At 64.5% G+C, this 18,702-nt stretch carries 14 protein-coding genes and 1 pseudogene; 5 read left to right on the top strand and 10 right to left on the bottom strand.

The window, feature by feature from the left end; translation table 11 throughout:
• Positions 1-198 precede the first annotated feature (198 nt).
• Positions 199-2,367: a TonB-dependent siderophore receptor gene (locus ACFY9W_RS20675; protein WP_391133895.1), complete on the top strand. Its 2,169-nt coding sequence runs from the start codon at positions 199-201 to the stop codon at positions 2,365-2,367.
• Between the two features lies 1 nt (position 2,368).
• Here ACFY9W_RS20675 and ACFY9W_RS20670 read toward each other — a convergent pair whose 3' ends face one another.
• The 7 genes and pseudogenes from ACFY9W_RS20670 to ACFY9W_RS20640 form a co-directional block, all read right to left on the bottom strand.
• Positions 2,369-2,980, bottom strand: coding sequence for a cell wall hydrolase (locus tag ACFY9W_RS20670; protein WP_391133892.1), 612 nt, complete (start codon positions 2,978-2,980; stop codon positions 2,369-2,371).
• Positions 2,981-3,014: 34 nt separating this feature from the next.
• Positions 3,015-3,932 carry an AEC family transporter gene (locus tag ACFY9W_RS20665; protein ID WP_391133889.1) on the bottom strand — a complete coding sequence of 306 codons (918 nt, stop codon included), beginning with the start codon at positions 3,930-3,932 and terminating at the stop codon, positions 3,015-3,017.
• A gap of 252 nt (positions 3,933-4,184) precedes the next feature.
• Positions 4,185-5,048: a LysR substrate-binding domain-containing protein gene (locus ACFY9W_RS20660; protein WP_391133886.1), complete on the bottom strand. Its 864-nt coding sequence runs from the start codon at positions 5,046-5,048 to the stop codon at positions 4,185-4,187.
• Between the two features lie 312 nt (positions 5,049-5,360).
• The gene (locus tag ACFY9W_RS20655) at positions 5,361-6,209 is read right to left on the bottom strand and encodes an ABC transporter permease subunit (protein ID WP_391133883.1); all 849 of its coding nucleotides are present in this window, start codon (positions 6,207-6,209) and stop codon (positions 5,361-5,363) included.
• Positions 6,206-7,222 (bottom strand): glycine betaine ABC transporter substrate-binding protein, encoded by a 1,017-nt coding sequence (locus tag ACFY9W_RS20650; protein WP_391133880.1) that lies wholly within the window; start codon positions 7,220-7,222, stop codon positions 6,206-6,208. Before ACFY9W_RS20650 ends, ACFY9W_RS20655 begins: the two co-directional genes overlap by 4 nt.
• 96 nt (positions 7,223-7,318) lie before the next feature.
• Positions 7,319-8,074, bottom strand: a complete 756-nt coding sequence (locus tag ACFY9W_RS20645; RefSeq protein WP_391134077.1) for a methyl-accepting chemotaxis protein — start codon at positions 8,072-8,074, stop codon at positions 7,319-7,321.
• A 102-nt stretch (positions 8,075-8,176) separates the two neighbouring features.
• Positions 8,177-9,142 (bottom strand): annotated as a pseudogene (locus ACFY9W_RS20640) (HAMP domain-containing protein); the annotation flags it as partial.
• 529 nt (positions 9,143-9,671) lie between these two features.
• Between ACFY9W_RS20640 and ACFY9W_RS20635 the strand changes: the two are divergent.
• Complete coding sequence (locus ACFY9W_RS20635; protein WP_391133877.1) at positions 9,672-10,991, top strand: Na+/H+ antiporter NhaC family protein; 1,320 nt, start codon at positions 9,672-9,674, stop codon at positions 10,989-10,991.
• 13 nt (positions 10,992-11,004) lie between these two features.
• Here ACFY9W_RS20635 and ACFY9W_RS20630 read toward each other — a convergent pair whose 3' ends face one another.
• From ACFY9W_RS20630 to ACFY9W_RS20620, 3 genes are all read right to left on the bottom strand, one after another.
• The gene (locus tag ACFY9W_RS20630) at positions 11,005-12,012 is read right to left on the bottom strand and encodes a FecR domain-containing protein (protein ID WP_391133874.1); all 1,008 of its coding nucleotides are present in this window, start codon (positions 12,010-12,012) and stop codon (positions 11,005-11,007) included.
• Positions 12,013-12,179: 167 nt separating this feature from the next.
• Positions 12,180-13,949, bottom strand: coding sequence for an acyl-CoA dehydrogenase C-terminal domain-containing protein (locus ACFY9W_RS20625; protein WP_391133871.1), 1,770 nt, complete (start codon positions 13,947-13,949; stop codon positions 12,180-12,182).
• Between the two features lie 134 nt (positions 13,950-14,083).
• The gene (locus ACFY9W_RS20620) at positions 14,084-15,706 is read right to left on the bottom strand and encodes an AMP-binding protein (RefSeq protein ID WP_391133868.1); all 1,623 of its coding nucleotides are present in this window, start codon (positions 15,704-15,706) and stop codon (positions 14,084-14,086) included.
• A gap of 195 nt (positions 15,707-15,901) precedes the next feature.
• Here ACFY9W_RS20620 and ACFY9W_RS20615 point away from each other — a divergent pair, with 195 nt between their 5' ends.
• The 3 genes from ACFY9W_RS20615 to ACFY9W_RS20605 all read left to right on the top strand — a co-directional run bounded on the left by ACFY9W_RS20615 (position 15,902) and on the right by ACFY9W_RS20605 (position 18,681).
• Positions 15,902-17,308, top strand: a complete 1,407-nt coding sequence (locus tag ACFY9W_RS20615; protein ID WP_391133865.1) for an ATP-binding protein — start codon at positions 15,902-15,904, stop codon at positions 17,306-17,308.
• A gap of 10 nt (positions 17,309-17,318) precedes the next feature.
• Positions 17,319-17,948 carry a response regulator gene (locus tag ACFY9W_RS20610; RefSeq protein ID WP_391133862.1) on the top strand — a complete coding sequence of 210 codons (630 nt, stop codon included), beginning with the start codon at positions 17,319-17,321 and terminating at the stop codon, positions 17,946-17,948.
• A 259-nt stretch (positions 17,949-18,207) separates the two neighbouring features.
• Positions 18,208-18,681 (top strand): MarR family winged helix-turn-helix transcriptional regulator, encoded by a 474-nt coding sequence (locus ACFY9W_RS20605; RefSeq protein ID WP_012272018.1) that lies wholly within the window; start codon positions 18,208-18,210, stop codon positions 18,679-18,681.
• The last annotated feature ends 21 nt before the right edge of the window (positions 18,682-18,702 follow it).

Genomic DNA, 18,702 nt, shown 5'->3' with positions numbered 1-18,702 from the left:
CTTTTGGCCCCTGGCGGGTGCAAAGCAATGAAAACGCCGGCAATCGTTGCTGGCGGCAAAAGAGGGAGTAGACCACTGGTCGCCGGAAAAGTGCGATCACTTGGTAATCATTCGTAACATCGACTAGAAACAATACTCAAACGCCAGTTATTCCCAACCTGCCAGGAAGGCCAGTACCCACAAGACCGGGAGCCTTCCATGGCACGAGTCCGTCCGTATCAATCGACCTTTCTTGCTGTCTGCTGTTCCGTTGCGGTCAATGCCCAGGCCGCCGAGGGTGTCATCGAGCTGGATGCCACCGCCGTCAATGCCGAGGCCACAAGGCCCAAGGGCGAGCCACCGGAGCCATTTGCCGGCGGCCAGGTAGCGCGGGGCGGGCAGATGGGTATCCTGGGCAACCAGGACATGATGGATGTGCCATTCACCATGACCAGCTACACCTCGCAGCTGATCGAGGACCAGCAAGCTGAAGACATTGGTGACGTGCTGCTCAACGACCCCTCCGTGCGCCAGTCGTTTGGCTTCGGCAACCAGTCACAGGTATTCGTCATTCGCGGCCTGCCGCTCAATGGTGACGATGTGGCGTTCAATGGCCTGTACGGCGTACTGCCACGGCAGATGATCTCCACCGACGCCATCGAGCGGGTGGAGGTGCTCAAAGGCCCCAATGCCTTCCTCAACGGCGCCAGCCCCACAGGCACTGGCCTGGGTGGCAACGTCAACCTGCAACCCAAACGGGCCGGGGACACACCCACCCGGCGCTATACCCAGGACATCAGCAGCGATGGCCGCCTTGGCGAACACCTGGACATCGGCCAGCGTTTCGGCGAGGACAACCGCTTTGGCGTGCGCCTGAACCTGTCGCAGCGCGAAGGCGAAACCGCGGTGGACGACCAGCATCAGCGCAGCAAGCTGTTCATTGTCGGGTTCGATTACCGCGGCGACAGCTTTCGCCTGTCTACCGACGTCGGCTACCAGAAGCAACGCGTCAACCACATGCGCAACAGCGTGCGCCTGGGGGCTGGCCTGACCGACATTCCGCGTGCACCGGCCGCCGACCATAACTACGGTCAGGATTGGTCATGGACCGAAACCGAAGACACCTTCGGCATGGTCCGTGGTGACTACGACTTCAACGACAACTGGAGCGGCTACCTGGCCGGGGGCATCAAGCACACCCACGAGAACGGCTTCTACGGCACGCCGATCCTGACCGATGCGGCCACCGGCGATGCCACCATCGCCGGCTCCGAGATCCCTCACAACGAAGACAACACCACGTTGATGGGCGGCATCAACGGGCGCTTCCAGACTGGCCCGATCAGCCACCAGCTCAACCTGGGCGCGGCCAGCATCTGGACCCAGCAGGAAAACGCCTTCGTCTTCTACAACTCGCAAGACACCAATATCTACCACACCGACCCATTGCCCAGGCCGACCACACCGACCTTTACCGGCGGCAAGCTGGACGACCCGGGGGTTACCGGCAAAACGCGCAACCGCAGCCTCGCGGTGTCCGATACGGTGGGCCTGTTCGATGACAGCTTGCTGGTAACACTGGGCGTACGCCGTCAACAGCTGCGGGTGGAGGGCTACGCCTACGATGGCGAAGGGCCGGACCTGGGGCGCAACGCGTTCTACGACGAGTCGGTCACCACGCCGGTGTATGGCATCGTCTACAAGGTCAACCCGTCGATCTCGCTGTATGCCAACCGCATCGAGGGCCTGGCCCAGGGGGCGACGGCTTCCGGGCAGGGTATCGTCAACGTGGGCGAGGTGTTTCCACCGGCCAAGACCAAGCAAGTGGAAGCGGGCGTCAAACTCGACTACCAGACGTTCGGCGCCAACCTGGCAGTGTTCCGCATCGAGCGGCCCACCGATGGCTTTGTCCAGGGCAATGTGTTTGTGCAGGATGGCGAGCAGGTCAACAAGGGCATCGAGCTGAGCGTGTTTGGCGAACCGTTGCAGGGGCTGCGCCTGATGGCGGGTGGCACGCGCATGGACACCGAATTGAAGAACACCCAGGGTGGCGCCGACGACGGCAACCATGCCGTCGGGGTGCCCACCTTCCAGCTCAACGCCAGTGTCGATTGGGATGTGCCGGGGCTGCAGGGCGTGGCAGTGAACGCCCGCATGCTGCGCACGGGCGGCCAGTATGCCAACCCGTCCAATACCCTCAGCCTGCCGACCTGGAACCGCTTCGACGTGGGCGCGCGTTACAGCTTCAAAGTACAAGACAAAGCCGTCACGCTGCGCGTGAACGTGGAAAACCTGACCGACAAGAACTACTGGGCATCAGCCAATGGCGGCTATCTGACCCAGGGTGACCCACGGCTGGTCAAGTTTTCGGGCACGGTCGATTTCTGATTCACCGCGCCAACGCCTGGTTCGGCTTGTAGAACAGAAAGTGCGTGGTTTGTGCAGTTTTGCGGTAGGCCTTGGCCCAGTCGGGGTGCACCGTGCGGTCGTGGAAGTACAGCGCACCGCCGGTTGGGTCTTTCAATTGCTGGTTGAGCGCCTTGCGGGCGATCTCCTTGGCGACATCGTAGCGCTGCGCTTCCTCGACCTGGTCCGGGCGCCCGTCGCACCACCAGGAAAACTGGCAGGCCTTGGTCTCCACGCCCTGCTTGACCACGCCGCAGATGGTATCGGGGAAGCCGTCATGGCCCAGTCGGTTCAGCACCACACTGGCCACGGCCGACATGTCTTCGGCATCGGCACCTTTGGCTTCCCAGTAGATGGTACGGGCCAGGCAGGTGATGCTGTCGTCCAGCGGCGCCTGGCCGGCCGGGTCCACGGCCTGGGCTTCGCTTGAGGTCAGTTTTTCTGCCTTTTTCGGCGGTGGGGCATCGTTGACCACCTTTTCTTCCAGCACTTCGGCTTTGTCTTCAGCCACCGCAGCCTTGGCTGTGTCGGCTGCATGCAAAGGGCCTGTGAGCAGGGCCGAGGTCAAGCTGATCACGATGCAGGCAAGGCGCATGGCAAAGCTTCCGAATGGGGGGCTGCTTCCCAGTCTAGCCAAGCGTAAGCATTAGCACCAAAGGCAGGGTTGCAGCAGCGGCAACAGTCTGCAGGGCAATGATGGTGGCCATCAGGGGGGCGTTGCCACCCATTTGCCTGGCCATCACATACGAGGACGAAGCGGTGGGCAAGGCCTGGAACAGCACCGCCACCACCGCTGCCTGGCCACTCAGGCCAAGCACGCGGCACAGGCCCCAGGTGGTCAATGGCATGACCAGGAACTTGAACGCCGAGGCTGCCATCAGCGGGCGCACCTGCTGGCCCAGGCGGGCCCCTCCCAGCGCCGCGCCCACACACAGCAGGCCCAGCGGCAGAGCGGCCTGGCCCAGTGCCTTGACCGTGGGTTCGATGCCAGGCGGCAAGCCCAGCCCTGTTACCCGCAGCAGCAGCCCGCCCGCACAGCCGACGATCAGCGGGTTGGCAAAGATTGCCCGTAGCACCGTGGCCGCAGAGCTGTGGCGGGCGCTGAAGCGGGCGAACACCAGCACGCACAGCAGGTTGACCAAGGGCACGATGGCAGCATTGGCCACCGCCGCCAGGGCGATGCCGGCGCTGCCGTAGATGCCGGCGGCGAGGGTGGCGCCAATGTAGTTGTTGAAGCGGATGCCGCCCTGGAACACCGAGGTGAAGTCAGCGCCGTCGTGGTTGATCGCACCCTGGTACAGCACCAGCAGCACGGCCCCGGCCAAGGTCGAGAGCATCAGCACGCCGACCATGCCCATTACCGGTACGCCGTCGAGGTTGGCAGTGGCCAGGCCGTGCAGGAACAGCGAGGGAAGCAGTACGTAATAGCTCAGGCGCTCGGCGCCGGGCCAGAAGCTCTCGGCCAGGAAGCCCCGCACGCGCAGGAAGGTGCCCAGGGCAATCAGCAGGATGATCGGTAGCAGGGTGGTCAGCAGCAAGTGGAGCATGGTCGACGTTCCGTGGTCGGGTACGTGCATAGACTAGGGGTGACAAAGCATTTGTAAAAACGTTGTTTTCTGCACTGACCGTTGAGGAAAAATGCATGGTTGAGGTATTACAGCGGTCGCTGTGGGAGCGGGCATGTCGAGGCGTCGAACCGCCGCGAAGAATCCAACGCGAGGGATGGCACCGGCTGTGCCGGTGTTCGCGGGCACGCCCGCTCCCACAGAGGTCCTGCTAGAACAGCCAGTAATGGGCTACTACGCCTCCAGCGCAGTTTTCAGCACCGCACTCAAATGCCTGCGCTGGCTCTTCTCATGCTCCAGCAACACCACCCGCCGGGTCAGCTGCGGTTCGCCAAATGGCAAGCAGGTGGCGGGTGGCAAGCGTTGCAGGTCGTCGTCCGCCATGGGGATGATCGCCACGCCCAGGCCCATTACCGCCATGCTTGCCAGGGCTTCCTGGCTGTCCAGTTCCATCTGCTCGCTCACCTGCAAATGCTGCCGGCGCAGTTCCTGTTCGATCTGCCGCCCGGCCCAGGCGCGTTTGTCAAAGCGCAGGAACGGTTGACTGGCCAGCAATTCAGGCACGCTGTGCCCGGCCAGTTCGGGGCTGGCGATAGCCCAGAAGCGGTCTTCGAACAACGGGGTGAAATCCAGGCTTTGTGGGTACGGGCTGACCGGTTCGGTGGTGATTGCCGCGTCCAGCTCACCGTCTTCCACGCGGCGTGCCAGCTCTGCCGACATGCCCGAGGCCACGCTGATATGCAATTGCGGGTGGTTGGCCTTGATCCACACCAGCGCCTTGGGCAGGCGCCGCGCCAGTACTGTGTGGATGGCCCCTAGCCGCAGGCGGCCGCGCAGGCTCGGGCCGCTGGCCAGCGCGTCGGCCAGTTCGTCATAGGCGCCCAGGATGGTCTCGGCGCGTGCCACTGCCAGCTGGCCGGCTTCGGTCAGCACCACCTGCCGGCGGCTGCGGTCGAACAAGGTTACCTGCAGCTCGTCTTCAAGGGTCTTGATGTGCAGGCTCACTGCCGAGGGCGTGAGGCTTAGCAGGTCGGCGGCGCGGGCGAAGGTGCCGTGGCGGGCAATGGTCACCAGGGTGCGCAGGGCTTTGAGGGACATGCGGATGAGGTCCGGTTGCAAGCTGACAAGGCGGTATTGTCAGGCCCGGCCCTATCGCCGGCAAGCCAGCTCCCACAAGTGCCCCACACGCAGCGCCCATTGTGGTGACCCTGTGGGAGATTCTATGGTTTCTTGCAATGGCATCAGGGTTGCCAGGTGCTCGCCACGGCATCTTCAGCGCCTGTGAGATCGAGCGCCGCCCGCGCGGCGCTCGATCTCACAGGCGCTGCATACCTTATGGCCAACACCTGCCAGCCTTGACGCGATCCCTGTGTGGCTTGCCGGCGATAGGGCCGCTACAGGCTGCACTGTTCAGCGCGCAGGGCGCCCATACGCCTGGCTTATGCGGTCGATCACCATGGCCAGCGCGACAATCGCCAAACCGGCCTCCACACCTTGGCCCACGTTCAGCGTCTGGATCCCGGACAGCACATCCTCACCCAGCCCGCGGGCGCCGATCATCGACGCCACCACCACCATCGACAAGGCCATCATCACCGACTGGTTCAGCCCGGCCATGATGCTTGGCAGCGCCAGTGGCAGGGCAATACGCCGCAAGCGCTGCCAGCGGCTGGCGCCCAGGCCGTGCGCGGCCTGCAACAACGAGGGGGCGATCTGGCTCAGGCCCAGCTCGGTCAATCGCACCAGTGGCGGCAGGGCATAGATCAGTGTGGCAAACACGGCGGGCACCTTGCCCAGGCCGAACAGCATCAGCACCGGGATCAGGTATACGAAGGCGGGCAGGGTCTGCATCACATCCAGCACCGGCAACAGCAGGCGCTTCGCCAGGGGGCGGGACGCCAGCAAGATGCCCAGCGGCACACCCACCAGCACGCACAGGCCTGTACTCACCAGCACCAGGGCCAAGGTCTGCAGCAGTTTGTCCCACAGCCCGAGCATGCCGATCAGGGCCAGCAGCGCCACCAGCACCGCGCTGCGCAGCAGGTTGCGGCTGGCGTGCCAGGCCAGCAGGCCAACCAGCAGCAACAGCAGCCACCAAGGCAGCAGGCGCAGCAGGTTTTCCAGGCCAACCAGCAGTTGCAGCAACTGGTCCGAAACGGAGCGCAGGTGGTCGCCGTAATGCATCACCAGCCAGTCAACCAGCCGGTTGACGCTGTCGGCGAAGGAAAACTGCAAAGCTTGCGGGAAACCATCGCTCACAGGCTGGCCTCGACCTTGGCTGCTACCTCACCGGGCAGCCAGGGCTTCCAGACGTCACGGTTGTCACGCAGGAAGGCGAGGGCGGCTTCGCGTGGTGGCGTGCGTTTCTCGCTCATCTGCGCCAGCGCCCGGTTAAGCCGGTCGATCGGCAGGTCGACCTGTTCGAACACCGCCACCAGGTCCGGGTAGCCGTCGCGGAAGGCCTTGGACACACCAATCGACAACTTCGCTGGCAGCGAGCGGCTGCCCTTCGGGTTGGGGTTGCCGGCATCCGTCAGCGTGGCCCAGGCCTGGGGATCGAATGCTGGTTCTTCCAGGCGGATCAGTTTGTAGCGCCCCATCAACGGGGTCGGGTTCCAGTAGTAGAACAGCACCGGCTGGCCGCGGCGAATGGCCGAGCCGATTTCGGCATCCATCGCCGCCCCGGACCCGCTGCGGAAGTTGGTGTACAGGTCGTTCAGGCCATACGCCTTGAGCTTCTGGCTGTTGACTGTTTCCGATGTCCAGCCGCTGGGGCTGTTCAGGAAGCGGCCCTTGTCGGGCGACTCGGGGTCACGAAACACCTGCGGGTAGCGCTTGAGGTCGTCGACGCTGCGCAACTCTGGCGCCACGGGCTTGAGCTTGCGGGCAGCGTCGCCTTCGATCACATACGCCGGTACCCACCAGCCTTCTTCGGCATGCTTGACCGTGTCACCCAGCGCAAACACCTGGCCCGCCTGCTCGGCCTTGACCCATGCAGGGCTGCGTCCGGCCCATTCTTCGGCGATCACTTGCAGGTCGTTGCGGGCCAGGGCCACTTCCATGCTGACGGTGCTACCGGGCAGGGTGTCGGTGGGGTAGCCGTAGCCACGTTCCACGATCAGGCGCAGGATTTCGGTGGTGAGGGCGCCGCTTTCCCAGCCGATGGCGCCAAAGTGGATAGGCGGGCGTTGCTCTGCCGAAGCGGCAGTGTCGGTACTTGCCAAGCCTGCGGCCAGCAGAAGGCCGGCCAGCAGTGTTTGAAATGTCTTCATCCAGACCTCGTCGTTTGCCGCGCCTTGGGGGTGGGGGCAAGTGTAGACGACGAGGTAGGGGGGGATTCAGGGCCGCACGGGGCGGCCCTGTTTGCCTCACACGCGGAACTGGTCCATCAGCGCCTGCTGCTGGTTGGCCAGGCTGTTCAAGGACTGGCTGACGCGTGCAGACTCGTTGGCCTGCCCCGACAGCGATTCGGTGACATCGCGGATGGTCGCCACGTTGCTGTTGATCTCCTCGGCCACCGCACTTTGCTCCTCGGCGGCAGAAGCGATCTGCAGGTTCATGTCGGTGATCACTGTCACTGCCTGGCCGATGCGCTGCAACGCCGTGACGGCCTGACCGACCTGCTCGACACCGCCCTGGGCCTGGCGGTGGCTGTTGTCCATGGCGCCGACCACTTCGCGGGTGCCGTCCTGCAAGGCCTCGATCACCTGGCGGGTTTCTTCCACCGACTCCTGGGTGCGCCGGGCCAGGTTGCGTACTTCATCGGCAACCACGGCAAAGCCACGGCCGGCTTCACCTGCGCGGGCCGCCTCGATGGCGGCGTTGAGGGCCAGCAGGTTGGTCTGTTCGGCAATCGAACGAATCACCTCCAGCACCGAACCGATCTTCTCGCTGTTCTGTGCCAGGCCTTCGACTTCGGCCATGGCGTCGCTCATGTTGGCGGCCAGGGCATCGATGCTGGTGGTGGTGCGGTCGATCACCGCCAGCCCCTCACGGGTGGCCTGGTCGGCGTCACGGGCGGCCTGCGCAGCCTGGGCCGCGCTGCGGGCCACGTCCTGTGCGGTGGCACTCATCTCGTGCGAGGCGGTGGCCACCTGGTCGACCTGGCGGTACTGCTGTTCCATGCCAGCGCTGGTTTGCGTGGCAATGGCCGAGGACTGGTCGGCGGTGCCGCGGGCAGCCTGCACCGAGCGTTTTACTTCGGCGATGGTCGGCTGCAACTTGTCGAGGAAGCGGTTGAACCAGCCGGCCAGCTCGCCCAGCTCGTCCTGCTTCTGGTAGGCCAGGCGGCGGGTGAGGTCGCCTTCACCACTGGCAATGTCCTTGAGCATGGCGGCCACGCCAAGAATCGGCCGGGTAACCCCGCGCGCCATCAGCCACACCATAAGCAGGCCGGCAATGGCCGCCGCCAGGCCCAGGCCCAGCTCCAGCAGGGTACCGCTGGTGTTCAGTGCGTCCAGTTCCTGCTTCAGTTTTTCGGCAGGCCCGGTCAGGGCGTTTTCCGGCACGTCCAGCAGCACACCCCAGGGTTGCGCGTCGGGGATCGGGCGGAACGCGGCCAGCACCTTCAGGCGCTGCTGGTCGTGCAGGATGGTCAACTTGCCATCGGCCAGCTTGCGCACCAGCTCGGCACCCTTGGCCGTGTCTACCTGGTCGAAGCGCTGGGCCAGCTTGCTGGCGTCGGCGCTGTAGCCGGCGAGCAGGCCGACCGGGCTGAGGATGCCGACCGTCGTGCGGCCTTCGTACAGGCTGCGGCTTGCTTCCTGGCTCAGGGCCTGGAGGCTGTTTAGGTTGATGTCGATGGACAGGGTGGCAATGGTCTTGCCGTTGACGGCCAGCGGGAAGACGATGCTGGTCATCAGCACCTGTTGGCCATCAATCTCGTAGAAGTAGGGCTCCACCACGCACACCTTGCCGGTTGTGCGTGGGCACACCCACCAGGTGTTGGCCGGCTGGCCGCTGGGGCCGATCTCGGTGTTGGCCATGTCATGCTCGGGCAACGCCATGGCGGTCAGTTGGCCGGCACGCGGCTGCGACCAGTACAGGGCAAAGCGCCCGGTTTCGTTGCTGCCAAGCTCTGCCTTGCCGGCGAACAGGCTGTCCTTGCTGTCCAGTGCGTTGGGTTCGAACACCAGCGACAGGCCAAGCAGGTCGGGGTTGGCCTGCAGGGCGGCGCGCACCTGGCGGGTCATGTCCTCGCGCAGGTCGAAGGCATCGAGATAGCGCTTTTCCGCCTGCTCGCGCAGGAACAACACCTGGCGGGCGAAGCCTGCACCGTATTGATAGGCGTCCATGAACTGGCGGCGGATATTCAGGGCTTGCACCTCACCCTGCGACTCGATGCGCGACTGCGCCGCTTCGGTCAGCATCTGCATGCTGCTGGCCTTGACCAGGTCCGAGCTGTGGTCCATGCGGTACAGCGACAGGCCGACAAGCAAGGTGACGATGCCGGCCAGGCAGAGACCGGCGAGCAGGGTGATCTTCCACTGGATGGAAAGTTGTCGCAAAGGCATGGGGGCGGATCCCTTGTAATAAGAGTGTGGCTAGCGTTTGTGTCGGCGGGTGCGGTTTTTTCTTTATTCAAACGTTCAATTTAATTTCAGGCCTGCGTGGTCCCGTTGTAGGGCATTGGTAATGCGCCGCAACATGGCATTTTTGACATCTGCCCCCCACTGCTTCAGAGTTCGCGCTTTTTTTCTGTCGTAATGAGGTAAGCCAACCATGAATGCAGTGATCGCCGCGGTCGGCATCATGCTGATACTCAGCCTGTCCCGCGTGCACGTGGTCATCGCCCTGATCATTGGCGCCCTGGTCGGTGGGCTGGTCGGGGGCCTGGGTATCGAAGGTACGCTCAAGGCCTTCAACGGCGGGTTGGGCGGTGGTGCTACGGTGGCTTTGTCCTATGCGCTGCTGGGTGCGTTTGCCGTGGCCATCGCCAAGTCCGGGCTGGCGCATGCGCTGGCTGACCGCGCCCTGGCCATGATCGATCGCCAGGGCCACGCCAATGGCGGCAAGGTGAAATGGCTGATGATCGGCCTGATGCTGACGGTGGCGGTGTCGTCGCAGAACATCCTGCCCATTCATATCGCCTTCATTCCGCTGCTGGTGCCGCCGCTGTTGTACGTGCTGACCCGGCTGCGCATCGACCGCCGGCTGATCGCCTGCGTGATCACGTTCGGCCTGATTACCCCGTACATGTTCCTGCCGGTAGGCTTTGGCAACATTTTCCTCAACGAAATCCTGCTGGCCAACGTTGCCCGTGCCGGTGTCGATGTGAGTGGTGTCAATGTCACCCATGCCATGGCCATCCCGGCTGCCGGCATGCTTGTCGGCCTGCTGCTGGCGGTGTTCATCAGCTACCGCAAGAAGCGTGACTACGACCTGGCGCGCATCGAGCAGGTGGAGCAGGTGAGCGTGCAGTACAACCCGCTGACACTGCTGGTGGCGGGGCTGGCCATTGCCGCGGCGTTCATCGTGCAACTGTTGCTCGACTCGATGATCATCGGTGCCATGGTCGGTTTCCTGATCTTCTCGCTGTCGGGCATCGTCAAGTGGAAGGACACCGACGACCTGTTCACCGAAGGCATGAAAATGATGGCCATGATCGGCTTCATCATGATTGCCGCCTCGGGCTTTGCCGATGTGATGAAGGCCACGGGTGAAGTGAAAAGCCTGGTGGAAACCTCGGCGCAGTGGATCGACCATAGCAAGGGCATCGGTGCCTTGCTGATGCTGCTGGTAGGCCTGCTGGTGACCATGGGCATCGGCTCGTCGTTCTCCACGGTGCCGATCCTGGCCGCGATCTTTGTGCCGCTGTGCGTGCAACTGGGCTTCGACCCGGTGGCCACCGTGTGCATCGTCGGTACTGCGGGTGCGTTGGGCGATGCAGGTTCACCGGCCTCGGACTCGACCCTGGGGCCGACCTCGGGCCTGAACGTGGATGGCCAGCACCACCATATCTGGGACACCGTGGTGCCGACCTTCATCCACTACAACCTGCCGCTGCTGGCGTTCGGCTGGCTGGCAGCAATGACCTTGTAACGCGGGGAGGGTGTCAGCCCTTGTCGGGCGGCGGCGAGATGCGGTTCAGCACGGTGCTGCCGTCCTTGCTGCGGGTCAGGTAGACCGGCAGCACCTTGGGCAGGTTGTTGACCAGGCGACCCACCTCGCGGGTGTTGTAGATGCCGCTGATACGGATGCGGCCGGTGCTGGCATCGGCCAGCAGCAGCGGCGCGTCGAGGTAGCGGTTGATCACCGGCAGCGCCTGTTCCAGGCTCAGGTTGTCGAGCACCAGCTTGCCGCTGCGCCAGGCCAGGCTGTTGCCATAGTCATCGCTCTGTTCCAGCTGTGGCTCAAAGTCGCCCTTGTGGTAGCTGGCCTGCATGCCTGGGCCCAGGCGGTAGCCGCCGGCACTGCCGTCACTGGTCACCAGCACCGAGCCCTCCACCAGGGTGACCTTGACCTGATCCTGGTACTTCCACACGTTGAATTGCGTACCGGTGACGCGGGTCTGACCACGGCCGGCATGCACGATGAACGGGTGGCTGCTGTCGTGCTGCACCTTGAAGAATGCCTCCCCACGCTTGAGGGTGACCTGGCGCTGGTCCTTGTAATTGAGGTAGGTCAGTTCGGTATTGAGGTTGAGTTGCACCGTGCTGCCGTCGCTCAACTCCACGGTCTGCATGCGGTCGCCGGCTTCGAAGTGCTGGTAGTGGTTGGGCAGCCAGCCTTGTTCCCAGCCCACCCAGCCGGCCAGCGGCAGGACCGCCAGGGCAATGGCGGCGGCGGATGCCAGCGGGCGCCAGTTGCGCGGGCGCGCAGGTTGGCGAACGGGCGGGTTGAAGTCGACCACGGTGGCGTTGCGCGGCAACAGGTCGGCGGTTTGCCAGATTTCCAGCATCGCCTGGTATTCCTCGGCATGCCGCGGGTCCGCCGCCAGCCAGCCAGCGAACGCCTCGCGCTCGGCCGCCGTGCAATCTTCGGCATGCAGGCGCATGCACCAATGCGCTGCGGCGTCGGTGATGGCATCGTCTGGGCTGGGGTTGAGGCGGTCTTGGTTCATTGCGGCTCCGGGTTTTGCGCATTCTACCCTTGCTAGAGGGCTCCCGAGAACCGACGTAATGGCGAATGACTATCAGTTGTGACGGTTTTTCGTCGGATTTGCAATGGTTTTTCAGCGTTTGAGAACCCTTCGCGCACAAGACCACGTAGCTGTAACCGCTTTGCGGATTAGAAGTGTGTTGCTTCCAGCTTGTACAAGCTGCCACTGCCTGCGCGAATGCTGGCCTCAAGCCCCAGCCCCCGCGGCAGCACCCGCTGGAAGAAGAATTCGGCACACGCCAGCTTGGCCCCGTGGAAACCCGCATCCTCGTCATGCCTGGCCAATGCCACTGCCGCCATCCGTGCCCACATGTAGGCATACGCCGTAAGCCCGAACAGTTGCAGGTACTCAACCGCCACCGCACTGACCAGGTTGGCATCCTCCCCGGCACGCGCCTGCAACCACGCGCTCGTCGCCTCCAACCGCGCCAGGCTGGCCTGCAGGGGCGCACGGTGCAACGGCGCATCCACGGCAAAGCCCCGCACCTCGGCGGCAAAACCGGCCAAGGCCTGGCCGCCGTCGGCCAGCACCTTGCGCCCCAGCAGGTCGAGGGCCTGGATACCGTTGGTGCCTTCATAGATCTGCGCAATGCGCACGTCACGTACGCGCTGCTCCTGTCCCCATTCGCGGATGTAGCCATGGCCGCCAAACACCTGCTGGCCAAGCACGCAGCTTTCCAGGCCATTGTCGGTGAAGAAGGCCTTGGCCACTGGCGTCAACAGCGCCACCAGGCGCTGGGCATGCTCACGTTCGCCGGCGTCCTCGGCATAGCGCGCCAGGTCCAGTTGCTGGCCAACGTAGGCGGCAAACGCCCGGCCACCCTCGGTCAGGGTGCGCATGGTCAGCAGCATGCGCCGCACATCGCCATGGTGGATGATGGGGTCGGCAGCCTTGTCCTGTGCCTGCGCGCCACCGGCGGCGCGGCTTTGCAGGCGCTCGTTGGCGTAACGGGCGGCGCTCTGGTACGAGGCTTCGGCGCAGCCGATGCCCTGGATGCCGATGGACAGGCGCTCGTAGTTCATCATGGTGAACATCGCCGCCAGGCCCTTGTTCGGCTCGCCCACCAGGTAGCCAATGGCACCGTCGAAGTTCATCACGCAGGTCGCAGAGGCCTTGATGCCCATCTTGTGCTCGATCGAGCCGCAATGGGCGGCGTTGCGTTCGCCCAGGCTGCCAGTGGCCTCGACCCGGTACTTTGGCACCAGGAACAGCGAAATGCCCTTGGCGCCGCTGGGTGCATCCGGCAGCTTGGCCAACACCAGGTGGATGATGTTCTCGGTCAGGTCCTGCTCACCGCCGGTGATGAAAATCTTGCTGCCGCTGATGCGGTAGCTGCCATCCGCCTGGGGTTCGGCGCGCGTGCGGATCAGCCCCAGGTCAGTGCCGGCCTGGGGTTCGGTCAGGCACATGGTGCCGGCCCAGCGGCCTTCGTACAGGGGGGGCAGGTAAGTGGCCTTGAGCGCTTCGCTGGCGTGGGCATCGATTGCCAGGCAACTGCCGGCGCTTAACGCCGAATACAGGCTGAAGCTGCAATCGGCGGCGTAGAGCATTTCTTCGAACAGCACGCCAAGCATTTTCGGCATGCCCATGCCGCCATATTCCGGGTTACCGCCCAGGCCGACCCAGCCGCCTTCACGGTAGGTGTGCCAGGCCTGGCGGAAACCGTCTGGCGTGGTGACCTTGCCGGCATCGAAGTGCACGCCTTGTTCATCGCCGTTGCGGCTGAGCGGGGCTATCAGCTGGCCGGTGACTTTGGCTGCCTCTTCGAGGATGGCGTCGGCGGTGTCGGCATCGATGCGCTCGGCCAGGGCGGGCAGGCGGGCCCACAGGGCCGGGGCGTTGAATACGTCATGCAGGATGAAGCGCATGTCGCGCAGGGGGGCGGCGTAGGTGGTCATCGGTAGCTCTCGGGATAGTGGAAATCTGGGCGGGCCTCTTCGCGGGCACGCCCGCTCCCACAGGGACCGCACCAACCTGGGCCTTATGCAATACCTGTGGGAGCGGGCGCGCCCGCGAAAAGGCCACTACGGGATCAGAGGGCTTTGGCCCGATCGCGCAGCACGTACTTCTGGATCTTGCCGGTCGAGGTCTTTGGCAATTCGCCAAACACCACGGTCTTCGGCACCTTGAACCCGGCCAGGTGCTCGCGGCACCAGCTGGTGATATCGGCTTCGCGGGTGTCTTCCCGGCCTGGCTTCAGGGCAACGAACGCGCACGGCGTCTCTCCCCATTTTTCGTCCGGTCGCGCCACCACGGCGGCTTCAAGCACTGCCGGGTGTTTGTACAGGGCGTCCTCGACTTCGATAGTGGAGATGTTCTCGCCACCGGAAATGATGATGTCCTTGAGCCGGTCCTTGATCTCCACATAGCCGTCGGCATGCCACACGGCCAGGTCGCCGGTATGGAACCAGCCGCCACGGAAGGCTTCGGCGGTGGCTTCGGGGTTTTTCAGGTAGCCCTTCATCACCGTGTTGCCGCGCATGAAAATCTCGCCCAGGGTGTTGCCGTCGCGCGGCACCGGCTCAAGGGTTTGCGGGTCGGCGACCATCAGCCCGTCAAGGGTCGGGTAGCGCACGCCTTGGCGTGACTTGATGCGCGCGCGCTCTTCCAGCGTCAGTTCATCCCACTCGTCATGCCAGGCGCACACGGTCACCGGGCCGTAGACTTCGGTCAGGCCATACGTATGGGTGACCTGGATGCCCATCTCCTCGACTGCGCCGATTACCTTGGCCGGCGGTGCAGCACCGGCGACCATGGCCTGTACCGGGTGCTCGATGGCCGCCTTGGCTGACTCGGGCATGTTGACCAGGGCGTTGAGCACGATGGGCGCGCCGCACAGGTGGCTGACCCGGTGTTCGCGGATCAGGGTCAGGATCTTCTGCGGGTCGACCCGGCGCAGGAACACGTGGGTGCCGGCCAGGGCGGTGATGGTCCAGGGGTAGCACCAGCCGTTGCAGTGGAACATCGGCAGGGTCCACAGGTACACCGGGCGGTGGCCCATGGCCCAGGTCATCTGGTTGCCCAGGGCGTTCAGGTAGGCGCCGCGGTGGTGGTAAACCACGCCTTTGGGGTTGCCGGTGGTGCCGGAGGTGTAGTTGAGCGAAATGGCTTGCCACTCGTCATCGGGCCATTCCCAGGCAAACTCCGGGTCGCCCTCGGCGAGCAGCGCCTCGTAGTCCAGTGCGCTGACTGCACGGCCTTCGCCGTACTCCGGGTCATCCACATCCACCACCAGCGGCGGGTGATCAAGCAACGCCAGGGCGGCTTCGACCACCGTATGGAACTCGCGGTCGGTAATCAGCACCTTGGCCTCGCCGTGCTGCAGCATGAAAGCAATGGCCTCGGCGTCCAGGCGCACATTCAGGGTATTGAGCACGGCACCGGTCATGGGTACGCCAAAGTGGGCTTCAAGCATGGCCGGGGTATTGGGCAGCATGACTGCCACGGTGTCGCCACGGCTGATGCCACGGCCCGCAAGGGCACTGGCCAGGCGCCGGCAGCGTTGATAGGTTTGCTGCCAGTTGCGGCGGATGGCACCGTGGATCACGGCCGGATACTGGCCGTAAACGGCAGCGGTGCGTTCGATGAAACTCAGCGGGGTGAGGGCGACATGGTTGACGGCAGCGGGCATCAGGCCCTGGGCATAGATCGACATGCGGTAATCCTGTAAGGGAGGCAGGCGCAGCCTGTGCGCTTGGCCCCCGGTGGCTGATTGTTAGCTCTGTTCAGGGTGCGGGAAGGCGTACGGTAGGCCGCCTTCCTCTGTCGCAGTTTTACGCGATTCGCTATGGTAGTAGGAATATCGACTATAGCAATATGGTAAAACTACTATAACAACGAGCCGCCTACCGTGGACAAGACTGCTTATCCGTTGCTTGCCAAAGACCCACAACCCAGCCTGTTGCTGGCGGGGGATGCCACGCCGCTGGTGCTCAACCGGGCGCTGCAAGCCTGGGTCGATGAAGGCCCGCCGCTGGCCAGCTGGCTGCCGGCCAACTGCGCCGCCCTGGTGCGTGCCTGCCTGCGCCAGCACCGGGCGATTGCCGATGTCGAGGTGCAGGTGGGGGAGCGCACCGTGCTGTGGTCGTTCATTCCGGATGATCAGCGCCAGCAGGTGCTGGGGCGCTGCCGTGACGCCAGCGAAGAGCGCCGCGGCGCCCGCGAAGCCAGCCGCGCCCGGCGCCTGTACCGGCTAATCATCGAGAACACCACCGACCTGATCTCCCGGCACAGCCCGGATGGCCGTTTCCTCGATGCATCGCCGGCCGCTTTTCGTCTGCTTGGCCTGTGGCCCGAGCAGTTGCGTGGCATGGCCGTACACAGCTTGCTGCACCCGGGCGAGCGTCGCCAGGTGCTGCGCCAGGCCGCCGCCGCCCTGGACCAGGATGGCTACCACACCATGACTTGCCGGGTGCGCCAGGCTGCCGGGGGCTACCGCTGGTTCGAAATCGCCAGCCGTGCCATCCGCGAAACCTACACCGGCGCGGTGGTGGAAGTGGTCAGCGTATCCCGCGACATCACCTTGCGCATCGAAGCCCAGGAAAACCTGGCGCACAGTGCCCGGTTGGCCACGCTGGGCGAGCTGGCCTCGGGCATTGCCCACGAAATCAACCAACCCTTGGCCGCTGTGGTCAACTATGCCAACGCCAGCCAGCGCTACCTCGCGGGTATCGAGCGCGACCCCCAGGCCCGCGAGCGGGTAGGGCAGGGCCTGCAGCGCATCAGCGAGCAGGCCACCCATGCCGCTGAAGTAATCCGCCGCCTGCGGGCGTTCCTGCGCAAGGGGCCACGGCGCCTGCAGGCACTGGACGTGGTCGAGGTGGCCGGCGAAGCCATGCGCCTTTGCGCCTGGGAGGCCGCACGCGACCAGGTAACGGTCGATTTGCGCATGAGCGCGCAACTGCCCTCGGTGTATGCCGACCGGGTGCTGCTGGAGCAGGTGCTGCTCAACCTGTTGCGCAATGCCATCGATGCCAACCGCGAGCGGCATGGCGAACAGCCGTCACGTATCCTGCTTGGCGCTGTGCGTGATGGCGACGGCGTACTGGTGGAGGTGGCCGACCAGGGCCCAGGTGTCGCGCCCGAGCGGCTGGATGAAATCTTCACCTCGTTCACCACCAGCAAGGCCGATGGCCTGGGCCTGGGCTTGAGCATGAGCCGCAGCCTGATCGAAGGCTTTGGCGGCAGCCTGTGGGCGCGGGCGGGTGAAAACGGCGGTTTGGTATTGTGCTGCCGGCTGGCGGTAAGCAGGGGATAGGGGGGTAAGGGTGCAAGCAAAAGTGTATGTGGTCGATGACGATCAGGGTATGCGTGATTCAACGGTCTGGCTTCTGCAATCGGTAGGGTTGCAGGCGTTGCCGTTTGCCAGTGGGCAGGCGTTTCTCGACGCCTGCGTCGACGATGGGCCCGCCTGCGTGCTGCTGGATGTGCGCATGCCAGGGTTGGGCGGCCTGGCGGTGCAGCAGGCGATGCGCGCGCGCGGCCTGGCGCTGCCGGTGATCTTTGTCAGCGGCCATGCCGATGTGCCGATCGTGGTGCGTGCGTTCAAGGCTGGTGCCTGCGACTTCATCGAAAAGCCCTACAACGACCAGTTGCTGCTCGACAGTGTGCAGGCCGCGCTGGAACAGGCTGAGCGTGCGCGCCAGGGCGACCAGGCATTGGCCCAGGTACAGGCGCGTATCGACGGCCTCACCCCGCGCGAGCGTGACGTGTTCGTGCCGCTGGCCCAAGGGTTGAGTAATCGTGAGATTGCCGAGCTGCTGGGCATCAGCGTGAAGACCGTAGACCTGTACCGGGGGCGGGTGATGAAGCGTTTGCAGGCCGGCAGCCTGGCGGAGCTGGTGGGTATGGCGATTGCCTGCGGGGCCGTGCAGGCGCTGGGCCTGGGGGCGTTGTAACAGCGACGAGCGCGGCCCCTGTGGGAGCGGCCTTGCGTCGCGAAAGGGCTGCGCAGCAGCCCCAGAATCCCGCGTCATAGCGAAGATTGCCGGGGCCGCTGCGCAGCCCTTTCGCGACGCAAGGCCGCTCCCACAAAGGGCGGGCATTCCAAGCGAGAAAAGCGCCAATTCATGAAATTTTCCATAGCAAGCTAATCAAAGCTTTGACATTCACTGCCTAAGCAGTAATATTTTTAAACAATTGCCTGAGCAGTCCCCAATGGCCCATTTCTCTCCCGAAAACTTCCAGACCTGCGCCATCGGCATGCTGCTCGGCCGCGCGGCGATCCTGAAGGACCGCATTCTCGACTGGCACCTTGAATCAGAGGGCGTCACCGCCGCGCAGTTCAAGGTGCTGATCATCGTCACCCAGTACCAGGTGGATACCCCGGCCGAGCTGTGCCGCTACCTGGGCCTGGACAGCGGTTCGATGACCCGCATGCTCGACCGCCTCGAGCAGAAGGAGCTGATCGTGCGCAACCGCTGCGCCGACGACCGCCGCCTGGTGCGCCTGGCGCTTACCGCCGACGGCCAGCGCCTGGCCGACCGCCTGCCGGAAATTGGCGCCGCCGCCATGAACGAGTTGTGCGGCGTGCTGGCTCCCGAAGAGCTCAAGACCCTGGAAGGCCTGCTGGCCAAGGTCCTGCTCGGTGCCGGCGACCCGTTGACGATCCGCCGCTTTGGCGACCGTTGAACCCTGTCACGAATTATCCAA

The organism is Pseudomonas sp. NPDC008258 (assembly GCF_042956345.1).
In the GTDB taxonomy this organism is placed as follows: Bacteria; Pseudomonadota; Gammaproteobacteria; order Pseudomonadales; family Pseudomonadaceae; genus Aquipseudomonas.
The sequence above is the reverse complement of the archived record's forward strand: the minus strand, read 5'-3'. Positions and strand labels throughout refer to the sequence as shown.

Excerpts from the sequence above, each read along its gene's own strand:
- ACFY9W_RS20660 (WP_391133886.1), bottom strand. The coding sequence starts at position 5,048 with ATGTCCCTCAAAGCCCTGCGCACCCTGGTGACCATTGCCCGCCACGGC.
- ACFY9W_RS20605 (WP_012272018.1), top strand. The coding sequence starts at position 18,208 with ATGGCCCATTTCTCTCCCGAAAACTTCCAGACCTGCGCCATCGGCATG.
- ACFY9W_RS20650 (WP_391133880.1), bottom strand. The coding sequence starts at position 7,222 with ATGAAGACATTTCAAACACTGCTGGCCGGCCTTCTGCTGGCCGCAGGC.
- ACFY9W_RS20625 (WP_391133871.1), bottom strand. The coding sequence starts at position 13,949 with ATGACCACCTACGCCGCCCCCCTGCGCGACATGCGCTTCATCCTGCAT.
- ACFY9W_RS20620 (WP_391133868.1), bottom strand. The coding sequence starts at position 15,706 with ATGTCGATCTATGCCCAGGGCCTGATGCCCGCTGCCGTCAACCATGTC.
- ACFY9W_RS20645 (WP_391134077.1), bottom strand. The coding sequence starts at position 8,074 with ATGGAACAGCAGTACCGCCAGGTCGACCAGGTGGCCACCGCCTCGCAC.
- ACFY9W_RS20635 (WP_391133877.1), top strand. The coding sequence starts at position 9,672 with ATGAATGCAGTGATCGCCGCGGTCGGCATCATGCTGATACTCAGCCTG.
- ACFY9W_RS20665 (WP_391133889.1), bottom strand. The coding sequence starts at position 3,932 with ATGCTCCACTTGCTGCTGACCACCCTGCTACCGATCATCCTGCTGATT.
- ACFY9W_RS20670 (WP_391133892.1), bottom strand. The coding sequence starts at position 2,980 with ATGCGCCTTGCCTGCATCGTGATCAGCTTGACCTCGGCCCTGCTCACA.
- ACFY9W_RS20675 (WP_391133895.1), top strand. The coding sequence starts at position 199 with ATGGCACGAGTCCGTCCGTATCAATCGACCTTTCTTGCTGTCTGCTGT.
- ACFY9W_RS20630 (WP_391133874.1), bottom strand. The coding sequence starts at position 12,012 with ATGAACCAAGACCGCCTCAACCCCAGCCCAGACGATGCCATCACCGAC.